Source organism: Streptomyces sp. NPDC021019 (assembly GCF_044333295.1).
Lineage (GTDB): Bacteria > Actinomycetota > Actinomycetes > Streptomycetales > Streptomycetaceae > Streptomyces.
On record NZ_JBIRQR010000002.1, the window covers coordinates 642,833 to 654,188 of the forward strand.

The window sequence follows — 11,356 nt, forward strand, 5'->3', positions numbered from 1 at the left end:
GGGCGTCAGATGTGGCCGACTCCGGCCCCCGCCTCGGCGTTCTCGCCGCGCTTGGTGAGAGTGGCGACGAAGGCGGCGATCACGGCGACGATGCCCGCGACCGTGAAGGCCAGGCCCATGCCGGACATGAACGTGTCGTGGATGACGCCGCCGATGGTGTCGATGACGTCCGGCGTCATGTCGGGAGCCTTGGCGAGCTCCTCGGCCGGGACGATGCCGAACTCGGCGGCCTCCTCCAGCTTCGGGTCGGGTGTGCCGGGCAGGCCCGCGCCCGCCCAGTTGTCCGCGAACTCGGAGCTGACCTTCGAGGACATGACCGCTCCGAGGACGGCCGTGCCGAGCGCGCCGCCGACCTGCATGGCGGCCTGCTGGAGACCGCCGGCCACGCCGGACAGCTCCATGGGCGCGTTGCCGACGATGACCTCGGTCGCGCCGACCATGACCGGGGCGAGCCCGCAGCCGAGCAGGGCGAACCAGAGGGACATCGCGAAGGTGCCGGTGGAATCGCTGAGCGTGGTCATGCCGAACATCGCGGTGGCCGTGCAGACCATGCCTCCGACCAGCGGGACGCGGGGTCCGAACTTGGTGATCAGCAGGCCTGCGACCGGGGAGGAGACGATCATCATGGCGGTCAGCGGCAGCAGGTGCAGACCGCTGTCGACCGGGCTGAGGCCGTGGACGCCCTGGAGGAAGAACGTCACGAAGAAGAGGCCGCCCATGAAGGCGAAGGCCATCAGCATCATGAGGACGACACCGGCCGTCAACGGGACGGAACGGAACATCGTCAGCGGAACGAGCGGTTCCCTGACCCGCGTCTGCCAGAGGCCGAAGGCCAGGAAGAGAGCGACCGCGAGCCCGAGGAAGATCCAGGTCCAGGCGCCGCCCCAGCCCCAGGACTCACCGGCCTTGATGATGCCCCAGATGAGGGAGAACATCGCGCCCGAGAGCAGCACGATGCCGAGGACGTCGAAGGAGCGCGGCGCGTTGGCGGCGCGGTGGTCCTTGAGGATCACCAGACCGAAGATGAGCGCGACGACGCCGACCGGCACGTTGATGAAGAAGACCGACTGCCAGCTCACGTGCTCGACGAGCAGACCGCCGACGATCGGGCCGCCCGCGGTGGACGCGCCGATGACCATGCCCCAGATGCCGATGGCCATGTTCAGCTTCTCGGCGGGGAAGGTGGCGCGCAGCAGGCCGAGTGCGGCCGGCATCAGCAGGGCGCCGAACAGGCCCTGGAGCACACGGAAGAGAACGACCAGGACGATCTCCTGGGAGAAACCGATCGCGGCGGAGGAGACCGCGAATCCCGCGATACCGATCAGGAAGGTCTGACGGTGGCCGAACCGGTCGCCCAGCTTGCCCGCGGTGATCAGGGCGACGGCGAGCGCCAGGAGATAGCCGTTGGTGATCCACTGCACGTCGGCAAGCGACGCATCGAGGTCTTCCTTGATCGCGGGGTTCGCGATGGCGACGATGGTGCCGTCGAGGGCGACCATCATCACGCCGAGGGCGACGGCGAAGAGGGTCAGCCAGGGGTGGCCGCGAAGCCCCTTGACCGGGGCGGGTACTGCGTTGTCTTCCGGCTCCCGCGGCGCCTTCTCGACGGTGGTCTGACTAGTCATACGGCGAGACTAGTGACAGCTACTGACACTTGACAAACCAATTCACGTGACAGTAACGGTTGCGTAGCTCACACGTAGCTCACAGATATGCTGAGCTGGACAAACACGGGAAAAGAGGAACCGGTACGTGACCGACGGGCAGACAGTCGAGCCCCGACCCGGACTGCGTGAACGCAAGAAACAGCGCACCCGGGACGCCCTGGTACGCGCCTCCCTCGAACTGTTCACCACCCAGGGGTACGAACGCACCACCATCGACGAGATCGTCGACGCCGTGGAGGTCTCCCAACGCACCTTCTTCCGCTACTTCGCGAGCAAGGAGGACGCCACCTTCGCCGTGCAGGAGATGGTCGAGTCCCGCTTCATCGAGGAGCTGCGCCGCCGCCCCGCGGACGAAGCGCCCTTCGAGGCCATGCGCCGGGCGGTGCTGTGCGCGTGGAACAGCATCGGCGAGGCGATCGAGGAGGTCGTCTCCGTCGATCTCCACATGCGGACCTACCAGATGATCGAGTCGACCCCCTCCCTGATCGCCGCCCACATGCGACGCGGGGTCGCCCTGGAGAACCAGATCGCCCTGCTGATCGCGGAACGCGAGGGGCTCGACGTGGAACGGGACCCCCGGCCGCGGGTGGCCGTCGCCGCGTTCTCCGGGGTGATGCGGGTGACCGGTCAGCTGTGGGGGCGGGGGCTCGACCCGACCGTGGAGGCGCTGCGCGACCTGACCGAGGAGTATCTCGACCAGCTCGCCCCGGCCCTCGCCCGGGACTGGCGTCGGGGGTAGCGCGACTCCGGTTCGGGCGTCGCGAGTGGCGGGTCCGGAACAGGCGTCGGGAGTGGCGGGGTCCGGTTCGGGCGTCGGTAGCGACGGAGTCCGAAACAGGTCCGGAACAGGCGTCGGGAGTGGCGCGGCCACCAGGCGCTGGTGACCCTGTGTGAGAAATCCGTGATGAACCCTTCGCGGACGGGTGATGTACCTCACCCGCGCCACGGTGGTCGGCACGCGTCTCCTAGGGTGTGGCGCAGTGACTTCCTTCGACACCTCACCCACGTTGGCCGCATGGCGCGCTCTGCTCGCCGTGGCGGTGGTGTTCGTGATGCTGGCGACGACGGGGTGGAGCGCCGTCCGCGATCAGCACTCCCGCGGGGAGCGCGAGCTCGCGCTCGCCTCCTGGGCGAGGGACCGGATCGCCGGCCGCTCGCTGCCGGACGCCGACTCCCCCGCCTATCGGCTGGCCCACTTCTTCGCCACCCTCACCTCGGGACAGCGGGTCGCCCTCGCGGGCAAGTACCCGTCGGTGGTGGGGAATCTGAACGGCGCTCCGGTGACCCTGCGCTACCACGCCAACCGGGTGGCCCTCAGACGGGCCGTGGCCGTGGAGAGGACGCGGGCCCACGACGAGAAGCTCTCGCCGGACGGGCGCGGTGAGGCCGAGGCACGTCTCGGCCGGTTCCGGTCGATGCTCGCGGGTCAACGCCAGATCCTGGCCTTCGATCCCTCCGGGAAGGGCCGCGCGGCCGAGGTGTTCGGGGATCTCGACCGGGCCGCCCGGGTGTCCGTCGTCGTCCCGGGCGTCGACACCCATCTGCTGACCCTGGAACGCACCGCGCACGCGTACCGGGCCCCCGTCGGCATGGCCAAGTCCCTGTACAAGGCGGAGCGCTCGGCCTCCCCGGGCACCCGCACGGCCGTCATCGCGTGGGCCGACTACACGGCCCCGGCCGGCCTCGGCATGGACGCGGCGCTGGGCGGGCTCGCGGCGAACGGCGCGATCCGGCTGAACGCGATGGTCGGCGCGCTGCCAGGCTCCTCGAAGGTCTCGCTGTTCTGTCACAGCTACGGCTCCGTGGTGTGCGGGGTGGCCGCGCACCGGGCCCACGACCGGGTGGCCGACATCGCGGTCGCCGGCAGCCCCGGCATGCGGGCCGCCAGCGCCGGGCAGCTGGGGACCGGCGCCCGGATCTGGGCGACGCGGGACGGGGACGACTGGATCGGGGACGTACCCCATCTGGAGTTCGGCGGGATCGGTCACGGGGCCGACCCGGTGGACCCGGGCTTCGGCGCGCGGATCGTCTCGGCGGCCGGCGCCGCCGGGCACAGCGGATACTTCGAACCGGGCACCGAGAGCCTGGACAACTTCGCCGCGATCGGCGTCGGAGCGTACGGATCGGTCAGCTGTGCGAGTGCCGACGGCGCCTGCCACAGCGGTATTTCCGGTGAGCGGGACGGCTGACGCGCGTAGAGGCCGGTGTCGGGCGGATTAATAGCGACTTGCTCCGAGGGGGGACGCGGGCGACCGTGCCGCATACGATGAGGCCCATGGGTGATGTGCTGGCCGGAATTCATGCCACCTGGGAGTTCGACGCCGACTCCGTGCTCATCCGCTTCGAACGGGGCATCCGCACACCGAAGCTCTTCCAGAGCCTGCGGGAACGCCGCATCCCGTATGCGGCCCTGTCGTCGGTGACGCTGACCCCCGGCAAGCGGGGCACGGTGGTTCTGCGTGCCGTGCCGAGAGCGGGTGCCGATCCTCTGGTGGAGGCTGCCTCCGGGCAGCTCAAGGAGGGGTGCGACCCCTATCGCCTGGTGCTTCCGGCGGAGCGGGAGGTGCTCGCCGAGTACTACGCGGACGAGCTGCGGGCCCTGCTGGACCCGGCGTCCGGCGAGAGCTCCGACCGGTTCCTGGTGGCGGCCCCCGATGCCCCGATGAACTTCAAGGCGTACGACGGCCGGGCCAGCTTCGACGGCGAGCGGATCTCCTTCCGGTGGTCCTGGACCGGGGCCTCCAGCGCCAAGTGGAAGGCCGGCGACCAGAGCTTCCGGGTGAGCGAACTGGCCGGAATCGTGTGGCGCTCGCCCGAGGCGCTGGACGGCTATCTGCGTCTGGTACCCCGCGCGGCGGCCCCGGTCGACCACCGCACCGGTGGCAGCCTGGGCGATCTGCGCGGCGCCGGCGGCTGCGGGGGCCCGGACGGCGAGGCGCCCGCGGGCGTGCCCGCCGAGCCTCCGGCCGCCACCGCGGACCAGGATCCGGCGGCCGTGCTGTTCGGCCTGGGCTACGGGCCGGTGCACGAGTCGCTGCCCTTCGCCGCCGCCGTCCTGGAATCCGTACGCCGGACCCAGCCCGCACCCGCCGCCTCCGCCCCGGTCCTGGTGAACGCCGGGCGGCGCGATCCGGCGGACATCGCCGAGCGGATACATCACCTCGGCGAGCTGCACCGGGCCGGACTGGTGACGGACGCCGAGTACAGCGCGAAGAAGGCCCAACTGCTCGCGGAGCTGTGACCCCGTACGGGGCCCCTCCGGGCAGAGGCCCGTCGCCCACCCGGGGAGGGGGCCGGGCCGTACCGGGGTATGAGGCGGATGCGCCGGGGATCGGGACCCCGGTATGACGCCCCGCGCCCCCGGACTTGCCTAGGCTGACCGGGCCATGTCCACTTCCCCCGCCGGGCCCCCGCCGCCCGCCGACGGCCTGCTGAGCGCCGCCCGCCGCAATCTGCGCGAGCTCGCCCACGGGCTGTCCCACGCGTCCCATCCGTCCACCCCGCTGCTGGCGAACGCCCCGAAGCGGTGGCAGCGACTGCTGCCGTACGTCGTGGTGCTCGCCCTGACCGCGACCTTCATTCCGGTCACCATCAACGTCCTGACCTCGCAGTACGGCGTGCCGGGCGCACTGGCCGGGGCCCTCGGGGTGGCCCAGTCCGCCCCCCTGCTGATGCTGGCCCACCGGCCTCTCCACGCGTGGTGGATCATCTTCCCCGCCGACATCGTGGGCGCGCTGGTGCTGCTGGCCCACCCGGACGAGCGGCACGACGTCTGGCCGTGGATCCCCCCGGTGCTGGTCTCGTACCTCTTCCTGCTGCTGGCCCTCGGTCTGCGCGAGACACGGCGGACCTCGGTCGGCGTCTGGCTGGCGACGGGCGCGGCCGGTCTGGTGCTGCATCTGATCGCGCCGGCGGACCGCAACACCGGCAGCGCCCTGCTGCTGCCGATCCTCGGCGCGGTGGTCCTCGTGATCGGCGGTGCCGTACGGGAGCGGAGCGAGGCGACGCGGCGGCTGGCCGAGCAGGAGACCATCAGCGAGGCGGAACGGGCGCAGCGCACGCTGCTGGAGGAACGGACGCGGATCGCCCGGGAGCTGCACGACGTGGTCGCGCACCACATGTCGGTGATCACCGTGCAGGCCGACTCCGCGCCGTACCGGATCTCCGGGCTCTCGGAGCCGGCGCGGGAGGAGTTCGCCTCGATCGCGGCGGCGGCGCGGGAGTCCCTCGGTGAGATGCGGCGGCTGCTGTCGGTGCTGCGCAGCGACGGCACCGAGGGCGACCGGGCGCCGCAGCCGGGCCTGGACCGGCTCCAGCAGTTGGTGGAGGCGACCGTACGGGCCGGGCTGCCGGCGGAGCTTTCCCTCGCAGCCGAGTTGGGCGAGGTGCCGCCGGCGGTGGATCTGTCGGCGTACCGGATCGTGCAGGAGGCGCTGGCCAATGTGGTGCGGCACGCGCCCGGGGCGCGCACCCAGGTCTCGGTCCGGGTGGCCGACGGCCATCTGAACGTGCTGATCGTCAACGGCCCCGCGCCGAAGCCCGCAGCGCCGTTGGAGAGCGCGGGGACCGGGCACGGGCTGGTGGGGATGCGGGAGCGCGTACGGTTGACCGGCGGCACGCTGGACACCGGGCCGCTGCCCGACGGCGGGTTCCGGGTGGCCGCCCGGATGCCGCTGCCTCCGGCCGTGTCGCCGTCCGCCCCACCCCCTTCGGAGGATCTGTGACCATCCGCGTGATCATCGTCGACGACCAGGCCATGGTGCGGGCCGGATTCGCGGCGCTGCTGGCGGCGCAGAGCGACATCGACGTGGTGGGCGAGGCGGCTGACGGCCGCCAGGGCGTCGACGTCAGCCGCAACCAGCACCCCGACGTCGTCCTGATGGACGTGCGGATGCCGGAGATGGACGGACTGGCCGCCGCGCGCGAGCTGTTGAACCCGCCGGTGGGGGTGGTGCACCGGCCGAAGGTCCTGATGCTCACCACGTTCGACGTGGACGACTACGTGTACGAGGCGTTGCGGGCCGGCGCGTCCGGGTTCCTGCTGAAGGACGCCCCGCCCGCCGATCTGATCGCGGCGGTACGGGTGGTGGCGGCCGGGGACGCGCTGCTCGCGCCCTCGGTGACCCGGCGGCTGATCGCGGACTTCGCGGCGCAGCGGCCCTCCGGGGCGACGCGCGGCGGCCAGGCGCTCCGGCTGAACGGGCTGACCCCGCGCGAGAGCGAGGTGCTGGAGCTGATCGCCCGGGGGCTGTCGAACCAGGAGATCGCGGGGCGGCTGGTGCTGGCCGAGCAGACCGTCAAGACGCACATCGGGCGGGTGCTGGCCAAGCTGGACCTGCGGGACCGGGCGCAGGCGGTGATCTTCGCGTACGAGTCGGGGCTGGTGACGCCGGGGGACGCGGGGGCGTAGAAGCCCGCAAGGCCCACGTCTTCCGGCCCACCCCCTACCCCGGTATCACCTCGCGGTTGGCCCTCCGGTGTGACGCCCCCTCACCCGTCCTCTTCCTACCTTCCTCCCGGCCGCACCCATCGGTGCGGATCCGGAGAGGGAGGGCACGATGCGTCGCTACGCGAGGACCATGGTCGCGTTCGCACTGGCCACCAGTGTGGTGGCGGGGACCGCGGGCTGGGTTTCGGGGGATGCGCAGCAGGCGCTGACCGGGCCGCCGCCGGGCAGTGCGCAGTGGCGGGCGGACCGGGTGTCGGGGTCGGGGTTGCCCGATCCGGAGCGTGCCACGCCTGCCGAAGTCGCGTCGTTCTTCGCGGGGTTGAGCGCCGACGAGCGGCAACTCCTGCTCGTCCGCCACCCGTCCGTCGTCGGGAATCTCGACGGGGCGCCCCTCGAACTGCGCTACCGCGCCAACTCCCTCGCGCTGGCCGCCGAGGACGACCCCCGCTACCGCTCGCTCGCCGCCCCCGGCCGCCGGATCCTCGCGTTCGATCCGCGCGGACGCGGCCAGGTCGCCGAGGTCTACGGGGACCTGCGCACGGCGCACCGGGTGTCGGTGGTGGTGCCGGGGTCCGACAACGACGCCGGGACCTTCGACCGGACGGTCGCGAGCCACGGGGCTCCGGCCGGCATGGCCAGGACCCTGCACACCGCGGCCGGTCCGGGGACCGCCGTCATCGCCTGGGTCGGGTACACCACCCCGGTGGGCGTCGGCATCGACGCGGCCACCGGCGGCCTCGCGGAGGCGGGGGCCGGGCGGCTGACCCGGTTCACGGAGGGACTGACGGCGGACGGGCTGCCCGTGCCGGCCGTGTTCTGCCACAGCTACGGCTCGGTGGTCTGCGGCCTGGCCGCGCACCGCCTTCCCGCCACCGACCTGGTGGTCCTCGGCTCCCCCGGGATGCGCGCCGACGACGTGGGCGGGCTGCGGACGAGCGCCCGGGTCTGGGCGGCGAAGGACCCGACCGACTGGATCGACGACGTGCCGAACGTGCGCTTCGCGGGCCTCGGTCACGGGGTGGACCCGACCGATCCGGCGTTCGGCGCCCGCCGGGTGCCGGCGGACGAGGCCCGGGGGCATGCCGGCTACTTCGAGCCCGGGACGGATTCGCTGCGGACCTTCGCCGCCATCGCGCGCGGCGACGCGGCGGAAGTGGCCCCGGACACGGCGGAACCGGACCCGGCAGAAGCCGCCCCGGCCCTGGAGGCCGCCCCCGCACTGAGGGCCGCCCTGGCCCTGGAGGCCGCACCGGCCCTGGAAGGAGTGGCCCGATGAACGCCCTGCTGGAGAACGGCCGGCGGCTCGCCGCCCGCGTCGACGCGTCCACCCCCGCCCACCGCGACCGGGCGATCGACGGCCTGCGGGCGCTGGCGCTGCTCGCCGTGCCGCTCGGTCACTGGATGCTCGGCGGGTTCCGGCTGGACGCCGACGGCCTGCACAACGCGAGCCCGCTCTCGACGTTCGCCGGTCTCGCGCCCGCGAGCTGGGTGCTCCAGATGCTGGGCATCTTCTTCCTCGTCGGCGGGTACGCCTCGGTGCTCTCCTTCCGCCGCAGGGCCTCGACGACGGCCGCCTGGCTGGGCGGCCGGCTGGCCCGCCTCGGCCGGCCGGTGCTCGGGGTGACCGCCGTGTGGGCGGTGCTGCTGGCGGTGCTGTCCGCGCTGGGCGTGCCCGGCGACACCCTGCGTACGGGGTCGACACTGGTGATCCAGCCGCTTTGGTTCGTCGGGGTGTACACGGTGGTCACGGCCCTCACCCCGGTCTGCGTCACGCTGGCGCGGAAGCTCGGCGGATGGGCGGCACTGCCGCTGCTGGCGTCGGTCGCGGTGGTGGACTTCCTGCGCTACGGGCCGTTCGCGGAGGCGATGCCGTCGTGGCTGAGCGTGCTCAACATCCTGCCCGGCTGGCTCTTCGCGTATCAGCTGGGCGTGTCCTGGGGCGAGGGGCGGATCGGGAGGCGCGGGGCCCGGCTGCTGCTGATCGGCGGCGGGGCGCTGTTCGCCGCGCTGCTGCTCGCCTTCCACTACCCGGCGTCGATGGTCGGGGTGCCGGGCGAGGCCCGGACGAACTCGCACCCGCCGTCGCTGCTGGTGGTGGCATTGGCGGCGGCGCAGAGCGGGGCGGCGATCCTGCTGCGCGACCGGCTGGGGCGGCTGTTGCGCAAGCCGCTGCTCTGGGCGCCGGTCGTGGTGGTCAACCTGTCCGCGATGACGATCCTGTGCTGGCACCAGACCGCGATGCTGGCCGCCGCCGTACCGGCCTCGCTCGCCGGGGCGGGGACAGCGGTGGCGGGACTGACGACCGCCCCGGACACGGTGGGGTGGATCCTCGCCCGGATCGCCTGGCTGCCGGTGTTCGCGGGGCTGCTGGTGCTGATCGCCCGGTACGCGCGCCACTTCGAGGCCCCGTGGCAGGCGGGCACCCGCGCCGCGAACGCCCGCCGTGCGCTGGCGGGGCTGCTCGCGGCGGGGTTCGCGGTGTTCGCGCTGGGGCTGGCGTGAGGCATGGCCCGGGGCGCGGCCGGGGCGTCAGGAACTTCATGAACCAAGCGATCGCCGCGTACGGCTGCGGGCTACTCCCGGGCCTCGGACGTCAGGCTCATGTCCGGGTACCGGCCCCCGGCCACCCGGCCCGCGATCGGCTCCAGCAGGGCCAGCTCCTCGGCCGTCAGCGTCAGCCCGGTCGCCGCCACGTTCTCCAGCAGGCGGCTCCGCTTGCGGGTGCCGGGGATCGGGACCACGGTCAGTCCGTGCACCCGGGCCCGCTGGTGTACCCAGGCGAGGGCCACCTGGGCGGCGGTCGCCCCGTGCGCGGCGGCGATTGCGTGGACGGGCTCCAGGAGGGCCGCGTTGGTGCGGGCGTTGTCGCCGGTGAAGCGCGGCTGCTGCTTGCGGAAGTCGCCCTCGCCCAGGTCCTTGCCGGCGTCGGTGAAGGCTCCGGTGAGGAAGCCCCGGCCGAGCGGCGAGTACGGCACGAGGGTGACGCCCAGGTCCACCGCCGCACCGAGCGCGCTCTTCTCCACGTCCCGGCTGAAGAGCGACCATTCCGACTGGAGGGCGGCGATCGGGTGCACCGCGTGCGCCGCGCGCAGCTCGGGGCCCGTCACCTCGCTCAGCCCGATCTGCTTGATCTTGCCCTGCTGGACCAGTTCCGCCATCGCGCCGACCGATTCGGCGAACGGGACGGCCGGGTCGCGGCGGTGCATGTAGTAGAGGTCGATGACGTCGGTGTCCAGCCGGCGCAGGCTCGCCTCGACAGCGGTGCGGAGGTACGCGGGGTCGTTGCGCACGCCCCGGTACCCGGGACTGTCGGAGCGCACCAGCGCGAACTTGGTGGCGAGGGTGATCTCGTCCCGGTGGGCCCCGACGAACGGCGCGAGGAACTCCTCGTTGGCCCCGCGCCCGTAGACGTCGGCGGTGTCGAAGAGTGTGACGCCGGCTTCCAGGGCCGCGTCCAGGGTGTCCCGGGCGGAGCGCTCGTCGGTGCCGCCGTAGAACTCGCTCATGCCCATGCAGCCGAGTCCCTGGACGCCGACGCGCGGTCCGCCGTCGCCGCCCAGCTCCACGGTGGCGATCGTGTTCCTGTCGCTGTCGGTCATCAGGCGCTGTGCCTCTCCGGCGCCCTGCGGGCGCCCGCGTAGAACTCGATCTTGTGGTCGAGGACGGCGAGGGTGTCGTGGAGCTCCGCGATCCGCGTGATCACGTCGCGGCGCGTCGACTCCAGCAGTTCCTGCCGTGCCTCGAAGGTGGACGCGCCCTCGCGCAGCAGCTCCGCGTACCGCACCATGTCGGCGACGGGCATCCCGGTCAGCCGCAGCTTGCCGACGAAGGCCAGCCAGTCGAGGTCGCGGTTGCTGAAGCGGCGCTGGCCGGTGTGCGAACGGTCGACGTGGGGCATGAGCCCGATGCGCTCGTACCAGCGCAGCGTGTGCGCGGTGAGTCCGGTGAAGGCGACGACCTCGCTGATCGTGTAGCTGTCCCTGCCCGCGGGGCGCGGGTGCGGCTTCGGGGCGGCCGCGCAGGCGTCCACCGCCGGCGAGGGCGGTGGGTGTGCGATGGTCGCGGGAGTGCTCCGGGAGGTTCTGTCGATCACCGTCATGCCCTCCACGCTAAATCCTTGGAGTGCACTCGAAGCAAGGGGAATGTCTCGAAGCGAGCGGGAACGGCGGGAACAGCGGAAAACAGCGGGTCTCCCGGGGCGGGCGCTCCCACAGATGGACGGGAGGCGCATCGAAGATGA

The 11,356-nt window shown here is 72.6% G+C and carries 10 protein-coding genes; 7 read left to right on the forward strand and 3 right to left on the reverse strand.

Features of this window, described 5'->3' with window-relative positions; translation table 11 throughout:
- Positions 1-5 precede the first annotated feature (5 nt).
- The gene (locus ACH4RG_RS13815) at positions 6-1,502 is read right to left on the reverse strand and encodes an MFS transporter (protein WP_397917222.1); all 1,497 of its coding nucleotides are present in this window, start codon (positions 1,500-1,502) and stop codon (positions 6-8) included.
- A gap of 250 nt (positions 1,503-1,752) precedes the next feature.
- Between ACH4RG_RS13815 and ACH4RG_RS13820 the strand changes: the two genes are divergently transcribed.
- The 7 genes from ACH4RG_RS13820 (at position 1,753) to ACH4RG_RS13850 (ending at position 9,618) form a co-directional block, all read left to right on the forward strand.
- A complete protein-coding gene (locus tag ACH4RG_RS13820) occupies positions 1,753-2,406 on the forward strand; it encodes a TetR family transcriptional regulator (protein WP_397916639.1) in 654 nt (217 codons plus the stop codon).
- Positions 2,407-2,647: 241 nt separating this feature from the next.
- Positions 2,648-3,856, forward strand: coding sequence for an alpha/beta hydrolase (locus ACH4RG_RS13825; protein ID WP_397916640.1), 1,209 nt, complete (start codon positions 2,648-2,650; stop codon positions 3,854-3,856).
- A gap of 86 nt (positions 3,857-3,942) precedes the next feature.
- Positions 3,943-4,908, forward strand: a complete 966-nt coding sequence (locus tag ACH4RG_RS13830; protein ID WP_397916641.1) for a DUF4429 domain-containing protein — start codon at positions 3,943-3,945, stop codon at positions 4,906-4,908.
- Between the two features lie 145 nt (positions 4,909-5,053).
- Positions 5,054-6,391: a sensor histidine kinase gene (locus tag ACH4RG_RS13835; RefSeq protein WP_397916642.1), complete on the forward strand. Its 1,338-nt coding sequence runs from the start codon at positions 5,054-5,056 to the stop codon at positions 6,389-6,391.
- Positions 6,388-7,077, forward strand: coding sequence for a response regulator transcription factor (locus tag ACH4RG_RS13840; RefSeq protein ID WP_050361318.1), 690 nt, complete (start codon positions 6,388-6,390; stop codon positions 7,075-7,077). The genes ACH4RG_RS13835 and ACH4RG_RS13840 overlap by 4 nt, the downstream gene beginning before the upstream one ends.
- Positions 7,078-7,225: 148 nt before the next feature.
- Positions 7,226-8,392, forward strand: coding sequence for an alpha/beta hydrolase (locus tag ACH4RG_RS13845; RefSeq protein ID WP_398539531.1), 1,167 nt, complete (start codon positions 7,226-7,228; stop codon positions 8,390-8,392).
- Complete coding sequence (locus ACH4RG_RS13850; RefSeq protein ID WP_397932210.1) at positions 8,389-9,618, forward strand: acyltransferase; 1,230 nt, start codon at positions 8,389-8,391, stop codon at positions 9,616-9,618. Before ACH4RG_RS13845 ends, ACH4RG_RS13850 begins: the two co-directional genes overlap by 4 nt.
- Before the next feature lie 71 nt (positions 9,619-9,689).
- On the opposite strand, the gene ACH4RG_RS13855 is transcribed toward ACH4RG_RS13850, so the two are convergent.
- Both ACH4RG_RS13855 and ACH4RG_RS13860 read right to left on the reverse strand, forming a co-directional pair.
- Positions 9,690-10,715, reverse strand: coding sequence for an aldo/keto reductase (locus ACH4RG_RS13855; protein ID WP_398539532.1), 1,026 nt, complete (start codon positions 10,713-10,715; stop codon positions 9,690-9,692).
- Positions 10,715-11,215 carry a MerR family transcriptional regulator gene (locus ACH4RG_RS13860; RefSeq protein WP_397916646.1) on the reverse strand — a complete coding sequence of 167 codons (501 nt, stop codon included), beginning with the start codon at positions 11,213-11,215 and terminating at the stop codon, positions 10,715-10,717. Before ACH4RG_RS13860 ends, ACH4RG_RS13855 begins: the two co-directional genes overlap by 1 nt.
- Positions 11,216-11,356 lie beyond the last annotated feature (141 nt).

Excerpts from the sequence above, each read along its gene's own strand:
- ACH4RG_RS13850 (WP_397932210.1), top strand. The coding sequence starts at position 8,389 with ATGAACGCCCTGCTGGAGAACGGCCGGCGGCTCGCCGCCCGCGTCGAC.
- ACH4RG_RS13860 (WP_397916646.1), bottom strand. The coding sequence starts at position 11,215 with ATGACGGTGATCGACAGAACCTCCCGGAGCACTCCCGCGACCATCGCA.
- ACH4RG_RS13815 (WP_397917222.1), bottom strand. The coding sequence starts at position 1,502 with ATGATGGTCGCCCTCGACGGCACCATCGTCGCCATCGCGAACCCCGCG.
- ACH4RG_RS13835 (WP_397916642.1), top strand. The coding sequence starts at position 5,054 with ATGTCCACTTCCCCCGCCGGGCCCCCGCCGCCCGCCGACGGCCTGCTG.
- ACH4RG_RS13845 (WP_398539531.1), top strand. The coding sequence starts at position 7,226 with ATGCGTCGCTACGCGAGGACCATGGTCGCGTTCGCACTGGCCACCAGT.
- ACH4RG_RS13855 (WP_398539532.1), bottom strand. The coding sequence starts at position 10,715 with ATGACCGACAGCGACAGGAACACGATCGCCACCGTGGAGCTGGGCGGC.
- ACH4RG_RS13830 (WP_397916641.1), top strand. The coding sequence starts at position 3,943 with ATGGGTGATGTGCTGGCCGGAATTCATGCCACCTGGGAGTTCGACGCC.